Annotated in this window: 23 protein-coding genes and 2 pseudogenes; 8 read left to right on the plus strand and 17 right to left on the minus strand. The window is 40.5% G+C overall.

What is annotated here, in order from left to right; all coding sequences use genetic code 11:
* Nucleotides 1-216: 216 nt before the first annotated feature.
* The 11 genes and pseudogenes from EPL05_RS05950 to EPL05_RS05990 form a co-directional block, all read right to left on the minus strand.
* A complete protein-coding gene (locus tag EPL05_RS05950; RefSeq protein WP_128533028.1) occupies nucleotides 217-2,661 on the minus strand; it encodes an ABC transporter permease in 2,445 nt (814 codons plus the stop codon).
* Nucleotides 2,662-2,939: 278 nt separating this feature from the next.
* Nucleotides 2,940-3,431 (minus strand): acyl-CoA thioesterase, encoded by a 492-nt coding sequence (locus EPL05_RS05955; RefSeq protein ID WP_128533029.1) that lies wholly within the window; start codon nucleotides 3,429-3,431, stop codon nucleotides 2,940-2,942.
* A 46-nt stretch (nucleotides 3,432-3,477) separates the two neighbouring features.
* Entirely contained in the window at nucleotides 3,478-3,834 is a 357-nt protein-coding gene (locus EPL05_RS05960) for a nuclear transport factor 2 family protein (RefSeq protein WP_128533030.1), read from the minus strand.
* 147 nt (nucleotides 3,835-3,981) lie between these two features.
* The gene (locus tag EPL05_RS05965; RefSeq protein WP_128533031.1) at nucleotides 3,982-4,743 is read right to left on the minus strand and encodes a helix-turn-helix domain-containing protein; all 762 of its coding nucleotides are present in this window, start codon (nucleotides 4,741-4,743) and stop codon (nucleotides 3,982-3,984) included.
* Between the two features lie 47 nt (nucleotides 4,744-4,790).
* Nucleotides 4,791-5,009, minus strand: a pseudogene (locus tag EPL05_RS24605) (TetR family transcriptional regulator C-terminal domain-containing protein); the annotation flags it as partial.
* Nucleotides 5,010-5,103: 94 nt separating this feature from the next.
* Complete coding sequence (locus EPL05_RS23900) at nucleotides 5,104-5,268, minus strand: VOC family protein (RefSeq protein WP_166727639.1); 165 nt, start codon at nucleotides 5,266-5,268, stop codon at nucleotides 5,104-5,106.
* Between the two features lie 234 nt (nucleotides 5,269-5,502).
* Nucleotides 5,503-5,979, minus strand: a complete 477-nt coding sequence (locus EPL05_RS05970) for a DUF2214 family protein (RefSeq protein WP_128533032.1) — start codon at nucleotides 5,977-5,979, stop codon at nucleotides 5,503-5,505.
* Between the two features lies 1 nt (nucleotide 5,980).
* Nucleotides 5,981-6,397, minus strand: coding sequence for a DUF4267 domain-containing protein (locus tag EPL05_RS05975; protein ID WP_128533033.1), 417 nt, complete (start codon nucleotides 6,395-6,397; stop codon nucleotides 5,981-5,983).
* Between the two features lie 64 nt (nucleotides 6,398-6,461).
* Complete coding sequence (locus EPL05_RS05980; RefSeq protein WP_128533034.1) at nucleotides 6,462-7,037, minus strand: Crp/Fnr family transcriptional regulator; 576 nt, start codon at nucleotides 7,035-7,037, stop codon at nucleotides 6,462-6,464.
* A gap of 254 nt (nucleotides 7,038-7,291) precedes the next feature.
* The gene (locus EPL05_RS05985; protein ID WP_128533035.1) at nucleotides 7,292-7,789 is read right to left on the minus strand and encodes a GNAT family N-acetyltransferase; all 498 of its coding nucleotides are present in this window, start codon (nucleotides 7,787-7,789) and stop codon (nucleotides 7,292-7,294) included.
* Between the two features lie 233 nt (nucleotides 7,790-8,022).
* Nucleotides 8,023-8,400, minus strand: a complete 378-nt coding sequence (locus EPL05_RS05990; RefSeq protein WP_128533036.1) for a winged helix-turn-helix transcriptional regulator — start codon at nucleotides 8,398-8,400, stop codon at nucleotides 8,023-8,025.
* A 106-nt stretch (nucleotides 8,401-8,506) separates the two neighbouring features.
* Here EPL05_RS05990 and EPL05_RS24275 point away from each other — a divergent pair, with 106 nt between their 5' ends.
* Nucleotides 8,507-8,812: an alcohol dehydrogenase catalytic domain-containing protein gene (locus tag EPL05_RS24275; RefSeq protein WP_243837222.1), complete on the plus strand. Its 306-nt coding sequence runs from the start codon at nucleotides 8,507-8,509 to the stop codon at nucleotides 8,810-8,812.
* A 66-nt stretch (nucleotides 8,813-8,878) separates the two neighbouring features.
* Nucleotides 8,879-9,505 carry a zinc-binding dehydrogenase gene (locus EPL05_RS24280; protein ID WP_243837223.1) on the plus strand — a complete coding sequence of 209 codons (627 nt, stop codon included), beginning with the start codon at nucleotides 8,879-8,881 and terminating at the stop codon, nucleotides 9,503-9,505.
* 232 nt (nucleotides 9,506-9,737) lie between these two features.
* Here EPL05_RS24280 and EPL05_RS24715 read toward each other — a convergent pair.
* The 3 genes and pseudogenes from EPL05_RS24715 to EPL05_RS06000 form a co-directional block, all read right to left on the minus strand.
* Nucleotides 9,738-9,865, minus strand: a pseudogene (locus EPL05_RS24715) (transposase); the annotation flags it as partial.
* A gap of 136 nt (nucleotides 9,866-10,001) precedes the next feature.
* Nucleotides 10,002-10,175, minus strand: a complete 174-nt coding sequence (locus EPL05_RS23905) for a hypothetical protein (protein ID WP_166727640.1) — start codon at nucleotides 10,173-10,175, stop codon at nucleotides 10,002-10,004.
* Nucleotides 10,176-10,179: 4 nt separating this feature from the next.
* Nucleotides 10,180-10,494, minus strand: coding sequence for a winged helix-turn-helix transcriptional regulator (locus tag EPL05_RS06000; protein ID WP_243837224.1), 315 nt, complete (start codon nucleotides 10,492-10,494; stop codon nucleotides 10,180-10,182).
* 167 nt (nucleotides 10,495-10,661) lie between these two features.
* On the opposite strand from EPL05_RS06000, the gene EPL05_RS06005 reads away from it, so the two are divergent.
* From EPL05_RS06005 to EPL05_RS06020, 4 genes are all read left to right on the plus strand, one after another.
* On the plus strand, nucleotides 10,662-11,384 hold the full coding sequence (locus EPL05_RS06005) for a hypothetical protein (protein WP_128533037.1): 723 nt from the start codon (nucleotides 10,662-10,664) through the stop codon (nucleotides 11,382-11,384).
* A 1,160-nt stretch (nucleotides 11,385-12,544) separates the two neighbouring features.
* A complete protein-coding gene (locus EPL05_RS06010) occupies nucleotides 12,545-13,627 on the plus strand; it encodes a formylglycine-generating enzyme family protein (RefSeq protein ID WP_166727641.1) in 1,083 nt (360 codons plus the stop codon).
* A 63-nt stretch (nucleotides 13,628-13,690) separates the two neighbouring features.
* Nucleotides 13,691-14,203: an SgcJ/EcaC family oxidoreductase gene (locus tag EPL05_RS06015; protein ID WP_128533039.1), complete on the plus strand. Its 513-nt coding sequence runs from the start codon at nucleotides 13,691-13,693 to the stop codon at nucleotides 14,201-14,203.
* Between the two features lie 30 nt (nucleotides 14,204-14,233).
* Nucleotides 14,234-14,716: a YybH family protein gene (locus EPL05_RS06020; RefSeq protein WP_128533040.1), complete on the plus strand. Its 483-nt coding sequence runs from the start codon at nucleotides 14,234-14,236 to the stop codon at nucleotides 14,714-14,716.
* 106 nt (nucleotides 14,717-14,822) lie between these two features.
* Here the strand turns inward: EPL05_RS06020 and EPL05_RS06025 are convergent, their stop codons facing one another.
* The 3 genes from EPL05_RS06025 to EPL05_RS06035 all read right to left on the minus strand — a co-directional run bounded on the left by EPL05_RS06025 (nucleotide 14,823) and on the right by EPL05_RS06035 (nucleotide 19,995).
* A complete protein-coding gene (locus tag EPL05_RS06025; RefSeq protein WP_166727642.1) occupies nucleotides 14,823-17,723 on the minus strand; it encodes a hybrid sensor histidine kinase/response regulator transcription factor in 2,901 nt (966 codons plus the stop codon).
* Between the two features lie 114 nt (nucleotides 17,724-17,837).
* Nucleotides 17,838-18,380, minus strand: a complete 543-nt coding sequence (locus EPL05_RS06030) for a cupin domain-containing protein (RefSeq protein WP_128533042.1) — start codon at nucleotides 18,378-18,380, stop codon at nucleotides 17,838-17,840.
* A gap of 526 nt (nucleotides 18,381-18,906) precedes the next feature.
* Nucleotides 18,907-19,995 (minus strand): hypothetical protein, encoded by a 1,089-nt coding sequence (locus EPL05_RS06035; RefSeq protein WP_128533043.1) that lies wholly within the window; start codon nucleotides 19,993-19,995, stop codon nucleotides 18,907-18,909.
* A 463-nt stretch (nucleotides 19,996-20,458) separates the two neighbouring features.
* On the opposite strand from EPL05_RS06035, the gene EPL05_RS06040 reads away from it, so the two are divergent.
* Together EPL05_RS06040 and EPL05_RS06045 are read left to right on the plus strand one after the other, a co-directional pair.
* Complete coding sequence (locus EPL05_RS06040; protein WP_128533044.1) at nucleotides 20,459-21,244, plus strand: hypothetical protein; 786 nt, start codon at nucleotides 20,459-20,461, stop codon at nucleotides 21,242-21,244.
* A gap of 196 nt (nucleotides 21,245-21,440) precedes the next feature.
* Nucleotides 21,441-21,677, plus strand: coding sequence for a helix-turn-helix domain-containing protein (locus EPL05_RS06045; protein ID WP_128533045.1), 237 nt, complete (start codon nucleotides 21,441-21,443; stop codon nucleotides 21,675-21,677).
* Nucleotides 21,678-21,782 lie beyond the last annotated feature (105 nt).

Here is a 21,782-nt window from a genome sequence, read left to right on the forward strand (position 1 = left end):
ATTAACGAGCGGCTTTCGTAACGTTAAAGCGACGTTTGGGAATGAATAGGCCTCTTCTTCCTGAAAAAACCGGCGTCTTCATAATGCTTTGTGACTATAGTACCATATACTCAGCAAGACCGCCCTGTAAGGCAGAACCCGGTATCAACCGTTTAGCAGCTTTGGTGAGTTACGTTATCAATAAAGATTTACTCGGTAAACAAACTACTTATCAATCTATTCGCTTCTCAAACTCTTTACAGGATTTGTAACAGCAGCTTTAACGGTTTGAAAACTCGAAGTGAGCATTGCCATAAGCAACATTCCACCTCCAGACACTGCAAATATCCACCAACTAATTGACGTGCGGTCGGCAAAGCTTTCCATCCATTTATGCATCGCCCACCAAGCGATTGGGCTCACAATAATGAATGCCAGCAGAATAAGTCCCATCAATTCGGTTGAAAGCAAAGTGACAATCTGTGCTATCGAAGCGCCAAGTATTTTGCGCACACCTATTTCTTTGGTGCGCTGATTGGTGGTAAATATAGCCAGGCCAAAGAGGCCGAGGCAACTTATAAAAACAGATATACTGGTAGCCCAGGTCAACAATATAGAGATATGCTGTTCGCTGGAATACATTTTGGCTATGGTTTCATCAAAAAAAATGCATTGAAAATCATCGTCAGGATATTGGTCTTTATATGCTTTTTGCATGCCGTCTATAGTCGTTTTCCATTCATTTCCACCCATTGTTTGTGCCGTTAAGGCAATGTGTAAAGTGTTTTCATATTGGGGCTGCTGGGGATAAATAGCCATAGGCTTAATAGGTGCATGCAACGATGCCTGGTGAAAATCTGCTACCACGCCAACTATCACTTTATGCATTGTCGTTCCGAACGTTATTGTTTTTCCTATAGCCTGCGCTGGTTTTGTATAACCCAAAATGTGTGCATAGTTATTATTGATAAGCATATTGCCTGCTGTATCGGAAAGGGTAATGTTTCTTCCTGCTATCAGTTTTACATTATATACTTTAATATAATTTTCATCACCCGACTTATGATAAAGTTGTGTTTTAATTTGTTTTTTTCCATCCGTAAAAGTTGCATCGTTTGAGCTCCAATCTCCTGACGATGGTACATCGCCGCCTAAGCTTAACATTTGCACCTTCGGCAAACTTTTTACTTGATTCATAAAAACCTGTTTTTTGCCGACTGTCGACTTCGAGGGAAGTTGCACATACACTATAGCGTCTTTTTTAAACCCAAGGTCTTTGTTTAGCGCGTAATGCACCTGTTTACTTATCAATATAGTAGCCATAATAAAAAACTGCGCTATAATAAGTTGGCTTACGGTAAGCATTTTCCGCAGCCGGGCGTTGCGTGTGGTTGAGGCATCCGCGGATTGATTTTTCAGTACCGTAATTGGTTTGTAGCCTGACAATACCATCGCCGGATAAAATCCTGCAACAAAGCTTACTATCAGCACCAACAAAAAAATAAAAAGTATAATAATAGGGTGTCCAATAATATCTAATGTGACATCCTTTGAAATAAAATAGGAAAATAATTTTAGAATAAATGGCGCAAGTATTATAGATATAATGACTGCCAATAGCGTTATAAGAAATGTTTCGCTCAGGAACTGCCCTATCAGTTGCAAGCGGGTACCTCCCATTGTTTTGCGAACGCCTATTTCTTTTGCGCGTTGGGATGCCTGCGCAGTGGTGAGATTAATAAAGTTAATGCAGCCCAGTAGCAGTAGAAATGCAGCTATTGCAATAAGGCCGTACAGCATAGTTTTATTTGCCGTAGGGTTGTTGATCGCACCATAATTCCCATTGAAGTGGATATCGCTTAATGGCTGCAACCGGAATTTTGATTTGTAACCAGTGCCTCCTGGTTTTGCACGTTCGGGTAAGTATTTTAACAAGAGTTGCTGCACCTGCTTTTCGATACCTATAGATGATGAGTTTTCGGCAATCTTTATGAATACCTGAGACCCCCCGTTAGTATTATCCCAACTTGAATTTTGCTGCTTAATATCGTTTACACGCTGAGTGGTTGAAAATGATATAAAATCGTGAAACGTCAGGTCAGAATTTTGCTCGAATTTCTCTATTACTCCCGCAACCGTTGTTCGGATAGTATCGGCATAAATCACCTGTTTACCGATGATCTGATTATACGACAGGCGAGGGAAATATATCTTTGCTTGATCTGAAGTAAGGACAACCTGGTATGGCTGATCCAGCATTTGGGGTGAGCCGACGAGCCATTTATAATTGAACAACTTAAAATAATATTGATCGACATAAACTACTTCCTTATTTTCTTTGAACTTTTGTTTCGTTACGCTAGGTATGTTCACATCATAACTCTGTGTGTAAATAGGCGCCGTTCCTTTTATCCCTGCAACTTCATGCCGTATAGCTTCGGACAAAGGGCCGGGTACTCCGGAATTATAGAAACGATCACCGTAATATTCAAAATCTGTTATTACGCGATATATCCGGTCGCCATCCTTATGGAACCTGTCAAAAGTAAAATCGTGATAAACGATAAGGAATATAACAATCGAAGCGCTTATCCCTATAGATAAACCGATAATATTAATGCCGGTGAACAGTTTATGCCGCATAAATCCCCGGAATGCCGTTTTTAAATAGTTTTTAATCATACCATAATTGTTAAATTTAACGATCCTAAAATTTAGTTTGAAACTATTATGCCAATTATATAAATATTTGATTGTCAGTAAATTAAATTCTTAATATATTGATACTTGTAACGAAAGCGAACACGAGTCGTTTGTTTTCATAACACTTTGCATAATGAACGCCCCATCCTTGACTATTACATTCCATATCCAACCGAAAATATCCACCGCCAGATAGGTGTATCCCGTATTCATTGATAACCAAGAAAGTTCAAAGCTTTCTGCAAGCTTGTAAGGTTTTAACGAATATTTCGTTTGCTATTTTGGCTGATAAGGAATGCCCGTTGATCATTAAAATTGTCATGATCCGATGGCAAAAGGATTCTTTCAAAAAAATCCGTCAAGTCCTCAGAATGAAGCGCCGCCCTTTGCGTACGTAAATTAAAATATGCAAGCTCGGTCCATAGCAGTGCTTTTACCAAGGTTTTATTTTTATTCCACATACGCATTTCAACCACCAGGCTTCTCGGCGTTTTTGCGATCAGTTGTGAATCGATAAGTATAGTTTCCGTTATGCCGACAGGTTTTAAATAAGCTATTTGATTACAAGTTACTACCCAAACGAGGCCAAGACTTTCAAGATTCGACAGCATATCAATGCCATATGCGTCTTTCATCTGATCGACCTGGGCATTAAAAAAGTAATCCAAATAATACATATTATTTAGATGGTTGAATGGATCGCAATGTTGTATCCTAACCTTGTAGTTAGATTCCAATATTTTTTTCATAAATAGTTGATGTAATAATGCTGAAAATCCTCGTTGGAGAGGATAGTTAATTATTTATAAAAAATTGTTGACTGGATATTTTACCATTTTGAACTTGATAGACACACAACTCATTAAAATTAACTTCTGAACCTTCTAAGGTGAATTTCATAAACAAACTAAGAGCGAAATAGGAACCTGAGTACACCGGGTCAGATATTTCTATAGTAGAAATTTTTATTCTTAATAGAAAAGCTTTTTCATGGTCAATTAGTACGGCAAGGCCTTTAACAGGAGATGAATCAGGTTTTAAAGGATCAAAACTTACGGCGTCCGGGCTAAACAATTCTTCATAAGCGGTTATAAAATCCTGTCTTCGTAAATATTTTATTAATTTTTCTGCAACAACTTTTGTAGTTTCCATTTCTTGGGATTTTGTTTCCCGACAAAGCTACAGGGCATTGCTTTAAGCCTGTTTGTATAAAAACGACAAAGTGAACTTTGTTATGGGAGTTACCAGAAATATATATTGTTAATCATATAAACATCTTTCTTTTGAGTTTTTTAGTATTTATGACAAGCAATTGTCGTTTCGGGCTATTTGTGAGGGCGTTATACCGCTATACTTTTTTACTTCCCGACTTAAATGTGCATGATCGTAATAGCCAGTATCTATAGCAATCTTTAAAAGGGTGATGGCAGACTCCGCCTGTTGTAGTTTATTTGCCGATTGCTTAAACCTGATGATCTTAATTAATTCAGTTGGCGGGATTCCGATGTCTTTAATAAATATTCTTTCCAGTGTCCTTATGCTTAAGTTGTAAGTTTTCGCTATATAATCTACGGAAACCATGCCCTTGCTTAAAAAGATGGTTTCTGTGATAGGTATGATAGGACTGTGCTTTATCAATTTTAGCTTACCGAGAAAAAAATGGTCTAACCGATTGATCAAGCCGTCGTCTATCTCAGCCAATGAATAAAGCTCCTTATCGGGAAATTCGATGATCTTATCAACCAATTCGTCTAATGGGATATTATAAAAAGCAGACAGGCCAAAAGGCTTAAATCGGATGCCAATAAAACGACTTCCAGGTACGCTGCGGACAGTATTTGAAACCGTCATAGTGCCACCTAAGTAGATATTTCCCGGAACGAGGACCGTATCAGTATTTATACGCGGTCTGGAATTGCCGACATTAATAAATATCTCCGTACATCCATCAGCAAACACCTGTCGGTTAGCTGGCTGATACAATAAACCGGTTTCTAATGTGTAGTAGGCGTCAATATAGGATGCTAAATTTTTACCTGCCTTGTATTCTGTTAATTTCATAAAGTTGAATAGAGCAGCTTGCGCAACTCTTTTTTTATATGCTAAATCTATTGCTTTAATCCGGCTACTAAATCGCTCACCGTTTTTAAAACAGTATTAAGGCTAGCAGGTTGTCCCGTTACCTTGGCAATCATAATACCGCACTCAATAAGTGCTATCATAGCAAGGGAAATTTCATTGGTATCAATACCATGCCTAAACGCGCCTGCTCTTATGCCTGCGGCTATGAGGTTTTCTATCGATCTCTTCCAGCACTGTATAGCCCAGACAGCCCTTTCCTTTTAAATAAGATTTGTATCATCGGCCTCCACGGCGGTATTAAGGATAGGGCAGCCTCCAATTGGGAACGATTTTGACCTGTTAAAAGCTATAGTAAACCTGCGCGTAAACCATCAGCTTATCATGGTAATTTGTAGCTTTTTGTATGTGCTGTTTTACCTGCTTGCGCACTTTATCTTCAATGGATAAATCAGGTACAACAGTACCAGAACCACCTTCATTGGCAAAACTTATCTGAATGTCCATCTTCCTATTAGAACCGTAACTAGCGATCTATCTGTGATCCATTATTTTATTCAGCCCTAAAATGCCCTGATAAAAATTTTTCGCCTTACTAATGTCCGTTGAGCCGTTGTCGATTACGGATTTTTATTCCTGTTTTACCAATAAAACAATAATCGGTACTAAATACTTAACAATTGGTATACTTATCCGAGCAAAATGAAACAAATACTTTACAAATGATATAAATGTATAATTTTAATTTAGTTTAAAAATCGCCAATGTAACAATAGTAATGAATATCACTATTTGCATGGTATAAAAAACATTCAGTTTAAATACCCGGCCGCTAATCTCCTCATCAGCCTCAATACTGTTTTTGGACAACTTGTCTTCGATCTGCCTTAGCTGCCTCCCTCCAAAAAAGACCCCATTGAGTGCAAGCACCACGATTAATAACAACTTTAACTGAAGCCATACCTGATGCAGAAAAATGCCTCCCGTTATCCATGTCAAGCCTATTCCGGAAAGGGATAATAGTATTCCGCCTGCCGTTAAAACTGTAGTTAGGCCTGACATGAGCTTTGTTATTCCACCCGATACCTCTCCGTTAAATTTAAATTGGAAGATCAAAATACGAAAGGCTACAAATTCGGTAATTGTCGTTCCGGCCATCAATACAAAGCCGGAAAGATGTGCGATTAGCAGGAGATGTCGCAGCGTTAATATATTCATATCAGGCTGTAGTTTTTTTTGTATCCCTTAACAGTATATAACTCGTTATCGCCATATAAACCACTGTTATTCCATGGATCAGCTGTGACATTATCGGCCCGTTATTCAGATAAACCAGCAGGCAATCTGTAGCCGGGACAATGATCGCGGCCGTAAAAACATATGCCGTCGCCTTCTTCATTCTAAAAAAGAGCAAGGGTAAAAGCGCCAAACCTGAAAATATATCACGTATCCCTTTTATCCTGCCAAAGGCAAGGTCTAAATTGCTGGAAAGTGGAATTCCAAATCCCGCTGCACCAGTCCGTGGAACCAGCATAAACCTAACGCCGATAATAATAATTCCCGCTGCGATGAGCAAGGTCATCCAATAGGATGCCGAGCGAGGGCCCCAATTGGCCATTTCATTTTTTATTTTCATGTTATAAATTATTTATAACACAAAGGTCTCTAACATAAAACAAGCAGCCATTCACCAAGGTTAATTAATGCTTTCCGGTAAGCCGTTTTCTGATGCGACTTAATGACTGTGGCTTTATCCCGACATAGGAGGCGATATAGTATTGTGGCACGCGTTGCCCAATGTCAGGAAACCTCGATAAAAACAATTGGTAGCGAATTTCGGGCGGATCATTATAAAGCGAACGCACCTGGTTGATTAGGTTGATATAGACTTCTTCAAGGGCGAGCCGTCCGAATTTTTCGCCATGCTTCACCTGTTCATAAAATAGCTGGATATTGGAATGGCTAATGGTGTACAGCAGACAGTTTTCTAACGCTTGAATATTGATCTGTGAGGGCATTTGCGGCAGAAAACTAGCATAGTCGCATACAAATTCACCTTCCTTATTAAAATAGGTCGTTTTTTCCTCTCCATCAATTATCGTATAATATCGAACAAACCCCAGCCCGATACAAATGATATTTTTACAGACATTACCAGCTTCCAGAAGATGTTGGCCTTTCTCGAGTTGTTGTTCGCGAAACAAAGATTTAATGATCGCTTCATCCTCTTCAGAAAGTGGAATGTAACGTCGAATTGATTCAATCAGCAGGTCCATGTACAAATATAAGCAAGTCGTTTGCGGAATTATATATCCTACACAAAGAGACTTAGTATTCCTTAAATTAATGAATGCGTACCTCGTACTCGGAACATCGCTGAAATAGAGAGTAGCAACTCAGACCATTGCGGGTTTGGCCCAGAACAATGAATTTCGATGATTAGATAGAAAAACCAGTTGTTTTCTATTCCGTGTTACCTTCGAGTTCGTTGGCAAAAGTACCGGATATGTGTGGTTAGTTTTTTTGGCTTCTAACCTATTTGTTTCACCATCACAATATCCTCCATAATGAAGCCATCACCGATATCAATATCCTCCCGACCTGTAATTTCGAACCCTACACGCTGATAAAATATCACGGCTGAATTATCTTTGTTGACATTTAAGGATAGTGAGATGTTCTTAGCTTGCAGAGCAGCATTTTCAATATAGTTCATTAATAGTAGGCCGATACCTTTCCCCTGGCTTCCCGGCAATATGTAAATTTTGTGAATTTTGGTTTTAGTTTGTTGTTTGTAATTAAGCTCGTAAGACGCGTAGCCAAAATAATCGCCATTTTCACTCGCAAGAATAAAATGATGCCCGAGTTCTATTGTCTGTCTCATTAACGCATCCGGATTGTACATCCAGTCGAGCATATAGCTTATCTGGTCTTTAGAAAGTATACTGCCAAAAGTATGTGGCCAAGTATCATTCGCTATTCGGTTTATTATTTCTAAGTGTTCTTGTTTGGCTATGACGATTTCCATTTTGAAATATATTGGACTGTAAAATAAATAATAAAATATTCGGATAACTTGTTTACCATATTGCGAAGATCCGTGTAATACCACGGTTGATTAGCCGACTTTCGATGCCCCAAAAATCAGCGTAGCACCTTTCATAGGCACTTTTTCTAAATTAGCAATGTTTTTCACGGCCCATTTTCCCATAAGAAAAAAGCCTCTAAAAAACCAGAGCAAATAGCCGCGATGCCATGCAATTATTTTTTTTTAGTTATTTCACCAATTATTTTTCCCCTATGATGCATTCCCCACAAAGCCATTTCATCGATTATAGGTTTTAAACTACGGCCATAGCTGGTCAACTCGTAATCAACGGTAATCGGCTTAGTGTCCATTACAGTTCGTGTTATTAAACCGTTGATCTCTAATTCCTGCAATTCTTTCGAAAGCATTTTGGTACCGATACCGGCCAATAACCGATGTAGTTCCATATATCGCTTTTTTTCGAATGAAGCTAAACAGGCGATGATCATAGCCTTCCATTTGCCGCTTAATATATCCTTTGTATCGTTGATCGCTCTTAATCGCTCCCAGCAATCTACCGATATCTGTCCGTCAACCGATTTTGTTTCCATATTGCAAAATTACAATACTTCCCCGAAGGAGACTACTTCCCTTTGGGAAAGTGATACCGAAAGGGAAGCTAGTCATGGTAGCTTTGCATTCATAAATTCAAATCAGATGAACACAATAACAAGCGGCATTGTCCGTATTGAACAACCAAGAAAACCCGCGGTACTCAAATATGAACATACTGAAATTCCGCAACCTGGAGAAGGAGAAGTATTAATCAGCCAAAAAGCAATTGGTGTAAATTTTCTGGATGTCTTCTTTCGTAACGGTACTTTCCCTCTGCCTGCGTATCCGGCACTGATCGGATTAGAAGCAGCAGGAATCGTTGAACAAACCGGTGATGGCGTCAAAGAATTTGGGGTGGGCGACCGGGTGGCTTACTACGGCTCAAATGGGGCTTACTCCGAAAGATGAATCCTTCCTGCTAAAGAAATTTTTAAACTTCCTGACGATATATCATATGAACAGGCTGCGTCAATCATGATAAAAGGCATGACTGCACATATGTTATTAAAACAAAGTCATGAGTTGAAGGCAGGGGAAGTTGTGCTGATCCATGCCATGACCGGCGGTGTTGGAACTCTATTAAGTGAATGGGCGAGATCTATTGGTGCTACTGTAATTGGTACTGTAGGCAGCGTAGCTAAAAAAGATCTTGCCTTAACGCGAGGTTTTGATCTCGTTATTGATATATCGGCCGAGAACTTTGCTGAAAAGGTAAAGAAAATTACAGATGACAAGGGTATTGATGTGTTTTATGATAGTATTGGCGTTGCCACATTTCAAAAGTCGCTTGAGTTGGTTAAACCGGGTGGAAGTGCGGTGCTGTACGGTTGGGCATCCGGTATGCCAGAAATTAATACTGCGTTTATTGAGCAAAGAAAAATAAACTTTGTACAGGCTGTATTAAATCATTATCCGGCTTACCAGGATAAGTCAGGAAAAGCATTGCCCGAGATATTCTCCTTGGTGCGAAACAAAGTATTCCAATTAAAAAAGCCTTTAATATATCCTTTGTCAAATGCTAACCAGGCACACGCTGATCTGGAAGAACGTAAAACTACGGGTAGTATTATTTTGGTGCCAGCAATTGTAAAACCCCTTTAAAACCATTATGCGCCATATTGGCCCCAAATCAATTTCTTCAGTAATTTATGAATTTTACAATAATTGACTCTAAAACATTGTAAGAGATGCAATCATAGTAAGAGGCCGTATCATAATTCAAATGATGCGGTCTTTTTTGTTTATTTATTATTTTGCTGATGTGAGAAATATTTCACCCTAAAAATGGGATAAAGTGATTTCCGAGTGAGAAACAAGTCAATAAAAAAGCTTTTTAAGCCGCTTTCTTTCTTAAGTTTTGTGCAATTGCGATCAGTCCCCATTCAATCTCGACTTTTTCCTTACCCGGAGCAGTAACCCTCTGAAACCGTGGTCTTGTTTGATATTTCCGAATGTTGGTTCTTTATACCCCGGCTTTAACTGGCCGTTCAGCATGTGGCATCGGGGTCTGTTTTGCAATAGCTGTTCCTTTCCATCAGCATCGCTTCCTGCTGTTCGTATTTAGCGATGCTTTCAGGATAACCTTTGGTGATATACTTCAGCTTCGCTTGATCTTTTTGTCGATGTTGTCTTTTGTGGCCAGCTTTTCATTGAGCTGATCTACGATGGCTTTCACCTTTTCACTATCTATCGTTGTAAAGTCCGGCGACTCCAGCATCTTGTCCTCATCTGCGGCAACATGCTGGGCATATTGCCAGGCAATTTTTGACAAAATTTCAAAACGGCCTTGGCCAAATTACTTTCCGGTGCGCTTTGCCCCATTTTATCATCTCAGAGATCAACGGGATTAAGCTTTGGCAATAGGCTGTGATATTGTATTCGATCTTTAAAGAAGCTTCATCATAGACCGCACGTGTAATCAACTTATTTTGCTCCAGTTCTCTAAGTTCTTTAGAAAGCATTCGAAAAGTAATATTGGGTAGGGTTCTCGCAATTTCGCGGTAGTGCCTGCTTCCATTATGTAAAGAAATAATGATCAGCATTTTCCATTTACCGCTGATAACGTAAAGTGTATCTTGAAGATATTTCATATCCTTTACACATTCTGGGGTTATCAATTCTTTGCACTGTCCCATGTTCCTGTCGATATACTGGAGTATATCAGCAACAAATATAAATCCTAAATGTAATAACTTCGTTGTGTTATTGAAATTATAACGAGTATCGTTGATGTAAATTTTTATCAATTCAACTGTTAATGGAAAATGATTTATTGAAATTTGTTCTGGCCGCAAATGTGGGGACGGCCACTTGGAAAAAAAAAGAAAAGATGTCTGTGCACATGAGCATTTCAGGCCGGTTGTGGCCCGCTAAAGGCGTGGGTGGGATTTTGGATGATCTTCACCTGCATTTATCTTGCCATGAACAAAAGGCCTGCTTCTTCCCCTTTACGGGAATTAATTTAAAAGGTATCTTTGAGCCGAATCAGGTTGTTCTTCAATCAACGGACGGTAAAATCTTGCAAGAGCGCCGTAATCCAAAGGAATCATTTAACAATCACGGACCTTCATCCCAATGGGATATGCTGGATCTTTTATATTTCATTGGATATGCGATCTGGAACTATTTGACTATGCCCTTTAACTTTGATCTTTCAGGGTTCAAGGCCAAAGAGGTTGAATCGCATACTGAAAATGATGAGCAATGGCGTTGCCTGGAAGTTACTTTCCCTGATCACATCGTGACCCACAGCAAGGTGCAATTCTTCTATTTTGACAAATACGGCCATTTAAGACGGCATGATTATTTTGCAGACATTTTGGGTTCAGTTCCGGTTACACACTATGTTTATGACCATCAACAGTTTGGTGGCTTGATCTTGCCAACCAAGCGGGTAGCTTATTTAAGAGATGAAAATAACAAGGTTCAACCAGAGCATGTCATCGTCTGCATTGAAATTATCCAAATCGGTTTCAATTGATACGCCCGATGGAAATGATTTCCGACCGCCGGCGTTAGCTCGGATGAAAAGCTAACACAATCACTAAAAAACTCATTTTAAGTTTGTAAATTTTTCAGCGTTAAGCAATTGGCATAGCAATTGTCTTTTAGAATCAAAGGGAATGGTTGGATAAACACAAAGTCTTGACCACAAGAAAAGCCTGTTAGTTTGTTCTGACAGTTTTTTTGTTTAAAGTGCCTCTAACCCTTTTTGTCACAACCTGACTGAAAAACAATCCAGCGGCAGTTCGGTATCGACTTTAAGTTAGACCTTGATATTAGGTTTTGATCCAGACCGTTTTGGGACGTCACTCCTTCCAAACTGTGTCAGATTCTAAAAACGCAGATTCAATATTGTTCTGATTGGTTTTTTGTGTTTCTTTGACAGACACCTGCATGTCTAACGCCTCAAATTTCCTGATAACAGCATCCAGATATTTATCCAGTGAAAACGCCGTATTAACCTCTAAAAGCGAAAAATCGGTTTATATCATAAAATAGCCACATTAATGTCAATACAACTCCTGATGCAAGATAACAGGTAAGTAATGGAATTAACCATCTTGTTATTGACACTTATTATAATCGGTTTTTAACGGCATTTTGTATATGGCATCGTCAAACAAAAGCATGAAACGAGGCTGCACCATTTATGATACAGCCCCTTTGTCCCCAGACCTGGAGATAATTCGAACCACTTGGTTATTGACTAATAAATCGGTTATTTCACAACGATGGTAAGCTTTTTTTTGTTTTCCTCTTTTGTCGCAGACCTATAGCTGATCCGCAAATGGCAATATGCTTTACTCCGCTGCAGCAAGGGCTGCCGCTATTCAATTCTATAGAAACATAGGTTTTCAAAGCGTATCAAACAATCTTCAACCTATTTCTAAAGTGAATCAAAGAATCTGCATATTTTAACTATTATTTATAGTTTCTGGCTTTATAGTTCCTGAACGAAAAAAATGAAACAAAATCGAAAGGATTTGCAACAAACTCGTACGTGTTTTTTTTTAATATAATGTTTATTTGCGTTCTAAAATTACAGTTAATAATAAATCAAAACTGAAGACTTAAATTTGCTTTATCATTTTTTAGGCAGTCTAAAGCCATATGATTAAGCTTAAAACCCTACCAGTAATGAAACAATTTCGAAACAACGCTACCTGTAAAAAAATAGTCCCATATTCCCAATGGCCAAAAAAAAATGAGCAAATATCTATTAACTGCGATATAAGGTCCTTTTTAAGCAGATTGAACATTTTAGCTGTAGCCCTGCTAATACTTTCTACTAATTTCATCACAATTACTGCCCTTGCCCAACAAAAACTCAAGCCGGGACAATCCTTTAAAGATTGTTTTAATTGTCCGGTTATGGTAGTGATACCTGCAGGTAAATTTACTATGGGTAGCCCGGAGAACGAAGATGGGCATTCTGTTGTAGAAGGACCGCAGAAGAGTGTGAGTGTCGGGCAATTTGCGGCGGCCAAGTTTGATGTAACACTGGGGCAATGGCAAGCTTTCGTAAAAGCCACGAGTCGCCCGGTAATGGGCGGCTGTGCATTTAGTGGTTTTAAGGACACGACTCGAAAAGATTGGGACGATAACCCTAACGCATCCTGGCGCAATCTTGGTTTCACACAAGATAGCACTCACCCGGTTGTTTGCATAACATGGAACGATGCACAGGATTACGTAAAATGGTTAAGCAAAAAAACAGGATACACTTACCGCTTATTAACTGAAGCTGAATGGGAATATGCTGCAAGAGCAGGTACCACTACAGCTTATCCGTGGGGAACGGCGGCCAGTCATGAGTTTGCTAATTACGGTGCTGATTCTGGCTGGACAGGAATGATCTCAAAGCGTGACAAATGGATGTGTACTTCGCCTGTAGGATCGTTTCCACCAAATGAATTCGGGTTATATGATATGCAGGGAAATGTGTTGCAATATGTTGAGGACTGCTTTTCAGCTTCGCTTTCTGACGTACCGGCCGATGGCTCTGCTTACAAAACTGATGTTATATTAAAGATGACCGGCAGGTATTCTTTTATGAATGGAAAAAGATCCTGTGATAGCAGGATGGTACGCGGCGGTGATTGGGGAGATCCCCCACAGATGATTCGTTCAGGATTTCGTAATTGGGCTCCAGGGCGTGGATTTACTATAGACAATTATCGCAGTGGCGGGGTGGGTTTTCGTGTAGCCAGAATACTATAGAGCCTGCTTTTTGTATTTGAAGGACTTGACGGGGCAACATCAAAATAATTGAAAATTAAATAAATGCCAAATTTAAAATTAACACTTACCGCTCTTTTATTGATGAGTAGCTTATTTTGTTATGCTCAAAGTGATGAAAAATCAATTGAAACCCAAGTTACCCGTATGATTTCTGATTGGAATACTCATGAGTTTAAAAACATGGACCTATATACAACTGAAGATGTTGAATGGGTAAACATTGTAGGTATGTGGTGGAAAGGAAGAAAAGATGTAAAAATGGCACACCAAAGCACTTTTGATGTTTTCTTTAATGGAGTTCCTTTTTCACAAAAAAGCTTAAACATCCGTTTTCTAACGGGTGATGTTGCCATTGCAAATTTAGTTTGTCATGTTGGTTCTCTTTTTCCACCAGACGGAATCGATCGCGGTAATAATAGAACGCCCGAAACGGACAATTTATTAATGTTGGTCTATAAGAAGAAAAGTGGCATATGGTTATTATCTGCTGGACAAAATACCATTATCGATCCAGAGGCCGCAAAACACAATCCCATAACTATCAAAACGAATTGACAATTGAACTATCACCTATAACATTATACCATGAAAATCAACTATTTTAAATTCGTTGTTTTGGGTGCGTGCATGCTGCTTGGCATTAAAGCCCACAGCCAGCAAGCGGATACCACAAAAGAAAACACAGCGATAAGGCAGCTCATCAAAAATTATGAGGATGCGTGGAACCGGCACGATCCAAAAGGACTGGCTGATAACTATACAGCCGATGCCACATGGGTAAATTGGTTTGGCGCCTACTATAAAGGGCGGGACGATATCCAATTACATTATAAGCAGGTACATGAAACCTATTTCAAGGCTACTCATTATTATACCCGCGCGGTGGAGGATGTTATCTACACGCATCCTGATGTCGCTATTTCGCATGTGCGTACCGGTTTGGATGGCGATGAACGTTTTCCCGGCCAAACGTTTGAGTTTCGCAGAACAATCATCCTGATTAAGCGCGACGGCGTTTGGAAGATACTTGCCGGGCAAAACGCCAAGCTGGAAAAGGGAATAAAATAGGAGGCGCGCATAACCAGTCTTTAGAATGCCTACGGTCAGCTTTTATTAGGTTCAATACCATCTCGCTCTTTGGTTAGCACTAACTTCGGTTACTTCAGCTATTCTGTTAATTACCTGCATTTCCCGGATTTGCTGTTACCATTTTAGGAGGAAAACCAAAATGCCGTGAAAAGCTGGCGGAAAAACTGGCCGGGTTACTAAAACCTACCTGGTAGGCAACTTCAGCAACGGTAGCAGTGCGGTTTTGTAACAAGGCATGGGCGTATTGAAGGCGAATAACCCGTATCAGTTCTCCCGGCGCTGTACCTATAACCGCTTTAAGCTTGCGATGAAGCTGTATGCGGCTCAGGCCTATTTCTGTAGCCAGTTGGTCGGTTCCGTAGCCGGCATCATCAAGATGTTTTTCTACGGCCAACTGTATTTTTTTCATAAATGCTTGTTCTATAGAAGGTAAATAGGCTGGGTCGTTAAGCCAGCGATTTTTCGTTCCCGCAGCGTCACGCCGCTGGCGGCTAAGAATGATCAGGTTATTGGCCGTGGCCATCAATTCCCGCTTATCAAACGGTTTGCCCAGGTAGGCATCTGCACCGGTTTCAATACCCAACAGGCGGTGGCCTGAATCTGCTTTGGCAGTAAGCATCACAACAGGGATATGACTGGTACGGGGCTCTTCTTTAAAAGCTCTACATAACTGGTAGCCGTCCTGCCCTGGCATCATCACATCTGTAATGATCAGCGCCGGTACCAATTCCATACCAAGCGCTATACCTTCGGTGCCGTTGGTAGCCGTATAAACGCGATAACGATCCGCTAATAGCCTTCTTACAAAATCGCGTAACTCCAGGTGATCCTCCACAAAAAGGATAACCGGCCTGTCGTCATCCTCACCTAAGGCGTACCGGGCATTTTCATCGTTTAAGATAAGGCCTTCTTCATCCTCAGTTTCGGGAGCAGTAGCCCGCGGGAGAGTTAATAATACGGTGATTTCTGTGTAGGCTCCTTCCCAACTTTTTACCAATATTTGCCCGTCCATCAACTCCACAAGTTCTTTTGCTATTGCCAGGCCAATTCCGCTTCCTTCCGGTACGTAACTTGCGGCAGGGTCCACCTGATAGAAGCGGGTGAAAATATGCGGTAGTTTTGATTGCGGTATGCCTTTTCCCGTATCTCGTACCTGTATGGTAAAGCTATCTTCGCCATGTTCGTTCTGTTGCAGAAAAACGTCCACACGCCCGGTATCCGTAAACTTCACCGCATTGGAGATGATGTTCAGGAAAATCTTATCCAGCTTTTCCCTGTCTGCCAGTACCCATAATTGCTTGTGACTGCAACGGAAGTGCAGGGAAATACCTTTTTGCACAACAAGTGTTTCAAAGTTTTGCAGGTGATCGTAGATCAGCGCTACCAAATCAAGTGGCAACAGGGACAGTTCCATTAAACCATGTTCCAGCTTACTTAATTCCATCAATTGATTGATCAGCTGAAGCAGGCGTTCGGCATTGCCTAAAATGAGCTTGTGATAATTTTCGGTATTCGGGTTATTCGCGTCGGCCAGCAGTTCGCGCGCAGGGTTGATAATCAATGTAAGCGGCGTCCGGAATTCGTGCGCGATATTGGTGAACAGGCGAAATTTAGCAGCATCCAGTTCGTGCAGTTTTTCCGCTTTTTCTTTTAGTTCTGCGGTGCGCTGCTGCACCATTAACTCAAGTTTCCTGGCCTCCGCTGATGCCATTTCCCTTTTTTCACTTTCCAGGGATAGGGCTGCGGCTGATAAAATTTCCACCTCTTTGAGCCGGGCGGCAAGGCTTTGAGTGGTTTTGGAAAAGTCGAGCGCCAGGTAGAGCGACAAGCACACAGGCAGTATCAGGTCACCTATGCTCAACGTAAATACCCGCATAGCGTTATTGCCATATGACCATACATGGAAGGTGTCGTCTAATGCAAAAAAATAAGAGAGGGTAACTGCTGATACGCCCGCCGCAACGAGCCAGGCACTTCGCCGTTTTTTGCAGATAAGGTGATACACCGAAATAAAGCCATCAATATTGCAAACAAAAAAGACGATAGAAAAGCCATCCGGCCAGCTTTGACCGGGGAAAATATAAAACCTGATCAAGTATGAAATGATGTAACTTAAGGCTATTGCTGACAAAGTAAGGAACCGCCATCGTGGGACCCGTCCGTAATCAAGCATATAGAGCAGCATCAGTCCGGACCAGAGGAGCGATACCTTAATAAAACAGGTCATAAAATCGGCGAAATATTGCACAGTCGGGTAGCTTGTGAAATAATATTCGTAAATAACGATGCCGTTAATGCCAGTAAGTATAACGTAAACCGCATAGTAAAGATTAAGCTTTCGCTGCGGGTAAAAGAAAAACAATAACAAATGGAGCAGGCCGAGAATGAGCCCGGCAGCAGCGCATATGGGTGCAAACTGGTAAAGTATTAGTTTATGACGCATGCGCTGCGCGAAGGGTTGATAATCTACTAATAATACCTCAAATCCGTAAAAATCGGGATAAACCCCGATGTGATTGGCATAGTGAATAGTTAACAGATGCGGTCGCCCGTCACTGAACCACAACGGCGTCAGGTCCCATGGTGCCCTGACGGCTTCCATTTCCTGTGCGGAGCGTCCCAATTTCCCATATCCGCCTATTGGTTTACCATCGATAAACATTTCAGAAGCGCCGTCATGGTTAATCCGTAGGCCAAGCTTTCGGTTAGCCAGCTCCGGACCGGCTTTAAGCCATATGGCGAACCAGCCGATCCCATGCCAGCCTGCAGGCAGCGTTGCTTTGCCGAAACCGGTAAAATGAAGGGGTTGCCAGCCGAATAAGCCGAGCGCCGGCTCTCCACCACCTCTAACAGGTTCGGGATGGAATAACCAGCTTTTATCCCTTAGCGAGATCTCGTGAAACTTGCCAAAGTTTTTACCGCTGATCGTAATTGTATCCTGAGCCCTAAGCTGGGTGCAGTTGCATAACCAAACACAAATCAGCAAAAAGATTGGAATTGATTTATTTGAACACATATGCCATGAGTAGGTATATACAAACATTTAGCCTGACAGCAAGATATCAAAATTTCTTAAGATAATCCAATGGCGGCCCCATAGCTATAAATCCATGGTTTTTCTTGAATTCATCCTTTCTGCTTCGGTTTTGCCTTTCATAACGCCGTTGCTCAGCGCCAGGGAATAAGCTTCCAAATTACCAGCCGGCTGAAAAGTAGTGAGCATGCGGCCGACACCCTCACCGGCTACTTTAGTGAAGGCATGTGGTACTCCCCTTGGGCCGAAAACGCTGTCACCGGCCTTTACTTCATATAGATTGTCGCCTACCTTGATCTTGAATTCACCTTCTATAATATACCACCACTCATCCTGATCGGGGTGCACGTGAAGATTAGGGCCTCCTTTTTTTACCCTTGTCGATTCATACACATACATATCTCCATCGGTGTCAGCACTTGCCACCTTGGTATAAAAGGTGTCGCCCTCAAACAAATGCATCGGCTTTTCCGCACGATCTTTTCCTGAGGCAATCTTATAACCTTTCTGTTCACGCAATTTGTTGAATGCCCCGGCAATACTATTTAATGGAAGTGTTATTGCGGCTGCAATTGCGGAAATACCATTGATAAATTGTTTTCTTTTCATAATAGAGTAAAATTCCGATTCGACTAATTAAAACGACTACAGGAAACGCAAATTAAGACAGTTGAGTTATATGAACATTCGCCACATGATTTGTACAGTTGGCGAGCCAATGCGGATAATCCTGAAGTAAGAGCTATTCCGCAGTATACAATTCACGAAATTTAATTTGACAATCTTGTCAAGATTTGATATTGGTAAATGAGCAGCCTGGTTTTATGTGGTTTAGCAAATTATTTTCAATCCGGAGATTTGCAGGGCCCGCGATCATAAGCAGCGTATTTGCACGCCAGGCCTGAAAATACCATTGCCAGTTCACATAGCCTACACCGAAACCCAGCAGTAAAGCCAAAACAGGTACCGAAAACAGGTAAATTAGCTGGTTTTTTGTATTCCGTTTTGCTTAGTTGCAAGTAAGTGTTTAGCACCGCAGACGGATCGTCCGGTATGGGTTTTTGATTTTTTCTGAAATCACGACAATATAATTACGAATACGCTCACATAACGAATTGCTTGCCGACCATTTTCCTTATTTATAAGTATAGTTATAAGTTGTCGTGTAATGGGTTGAGGTAGCGTTAAAATAAGTGGTATTTATCGTAATCTGCATAGGGTAACCCTTGTCATTATACACATAGGTCAAATCATCTTGTTGGTATTTAACAAAACCGTTTTTGGTAACATCGTAAATTTCAGTAAGTATTTGTTTAGGGTTATTTTTACAATATGCCAGTGCGTATTCCCAGGTAGCACCTTGAGGATATGATGCTTCCCAATAAGCCTTAATTGCCGAAAAAGGTGAATGTTTGTCATCAAAAGAGGTAAAGCTTATACGTTCATACATTTCACCAACTCGGATACCGGACAGGCGTACAAATCCGGCATATGCAAGGTTACCTTTATCGTTGTAAGTGTAATCATAACGGAAGCCCCCGCCGTCAGCGGTGATCGCATTTACAGGCAAGCCATCTTGATTATTCAAAAACTGCCATAAATCTCCCGGCCTACTTTTGACAGGTCCGTTTGGCTCATCTTTATCAAAGTAAGTCCAGGTAACCTGGGTTGGCGCAGTAGTGTAAATGTTAACAGGACTATCGGGTAGCCCTGCTAAATTATAAACAAAACTGGTGGTGCTGGTATGTATGAGTGCTTGGTTAGACGAGGCGTACTCATTGACGTGTATATCTACCTGGCTCGAACTTATGTTATATGTAACAACATTGTCGGTCCGGGAATATTTTACAAGGTTATTACCTTTATCATATTCGTATTTGTAAGTATATGCCACACCTCCATTGCTTTTCGTCTGTGTAGCCGGGTACATGGCCTGTACTTTGGTGCTGTCAACAGGCGGAATCGGTTTCGGGCCAGTATCTTTTTTTTGGCAATTACTTAATAACAAGGTTGTGCATATCCCAATGACATAAACCAGTGGTTTGATGAATGTTTTCATAGTAATAGGTGTTTTAAATGTTGTTTGTTGATACTGAGGCAATGCCGGTGAAAGTATTAAGTTACCAGTATTATAACCATCACAAATAAACATCAATAGAATAAAAAACACTTGCGAGTTTGTAGCAATTCCTTTCGAATTCTTGACATTTTTTTCGACAAACAATTATCTGTAGTAAAGTTCACCTAATACTAAAGATTGACTTTTAATCATGCTCCCGAAGGGGAATAAAATGGTCAGAAAACTGGAAAGACAGGTAAAGCCATCATGTAAGCCAACGTCATTACTGTAGCTGTTATGCTAATATGAATAGCTTCGCAATCTGCTCAATCCTTACTTCCCCAAACTGGGCTCGAATCAAAGTATTAACAGGCCAACTGATTCAATTATTAAAAAAATGATGGAATATCCTTGAAATATCAAACTATACATTTTGTGCTATCAATAAAGGATAACTGAACATTATCGTTAAATTCATCACTCATATATTTTGGGAGTTAATGGTATCTATAAAAGTTAGCGAAAGCTAATATTAGTCAACATACAAGTATTAATTACAAGTCATCGGGTTATTTGGCATAATCTAAATTTTATCATCTTTGTTCATGTTGATCAATTATGTATCCTCATGAAAGAATATTTCAAACCTCTTGCCCGCTTTAAAAAACGCGAACATCCGTTCGATATAGGCATGCCCTTTTCCTGGTGGCGGGGCCATTATGACCGCCATTTCCTGAATAACTTATATGAACGTAAGGAAAATGAATTTGAAGCATTTTACAAATATCACCTGGATCATTTTTTAAAGGTAAATGCAGGATCTCAAGAGATTGAATTCTACAAGCACCTGAGAGACGTTATCAACGATGGCATTGCAGCATTAATTAAAGAAGATAAACCCGGATCGAAAACCAAGCATGAGCGAACTAATATTCAAAAAGTGCAATTACGGACATTTGTCGATTACTTGAATTCGATTGACGAATGGGCCGTTCGTCCACAACTTGAGGTTTATACAGAAAAGGACGCAACCATCGCAAGGCTGCAAAAACACATCGCAGTATTAGAAAAGCAAATTAACGAAATGAAAGACTATGATGTGGTACAAAAGATTAGAATAGAGGAAGGCCATTTGCCTACAGTCGTTGATCTAATTCAGCAACTTCGTGACCTGCAATTACCCGCTAACCGGCGGCTGCTTCGCTGCGATCATAAGACGCCCTATTATAAAATGATCAGCAAATACTTTTCCATTGACGGCAAAGACATACCCATAGAGACTGCCAAGAATTATTTCTCCGATAAACAAGACGATATAGGAGTCAAGGGGACTAAAGTTCCTGCCGAGAATAAGCTGTTTAAGATAGTATCGGACACCCCAAAAAAAGGCGTCAAGAACAGCAATAAAGCTTAATCATTCATTTCTCATTTATTTCAGCCAGTTTTCGCCTCGTTTTCTGCACGAGAAAGTAATTTGCTTTATATCAATTATTTAGGCTTTATAATAATCATCTTGTTCGCCTCTTATACATGACCATCGGAAACCGATGGTCATGAGATCAGCTATCTCGCAATTTACATTCGTCCCGTTAACCAAAAACGGAGTACAGATGCAAGTAGAGATTTTAACTAAAGAAGACCTAAAACAGTTCAAGGCAGAACTTGTACAGGAACTGAAAGACGCATTCAGCGGCAATGCAAAACCGCAAAACAAAGAATGGCTGAAAAGCAACGAAGTAAGAAAGCTGTTAGGTATATCGCCCGGCACCTTACAGAACTTACGTCTTAACGGCACACTCACTTATTCTAAAATAGGCGGCATGATGTATTATTGGATATACCGCTGATATTGACCACCTGATTCCGGCGGAATGTGACCAGTGATTCCGCGTCAAATTGACCACCCCATTCCGGGGCAAACTGACCAGGCATTCCGGGCCAAATTGACCACC

Origin of the sequence: Mucilaginibacter gilvus, assembly GCF_004054195.1 — a bacterium.
Classification (GTDB): domain Bacteria; phylum Bacteroidota; class Bacteroidia; order Sphingobacteriales; family Sphingobacteriaceae; genus Mucilaginibacter; species Mucilaginibacter gilvus.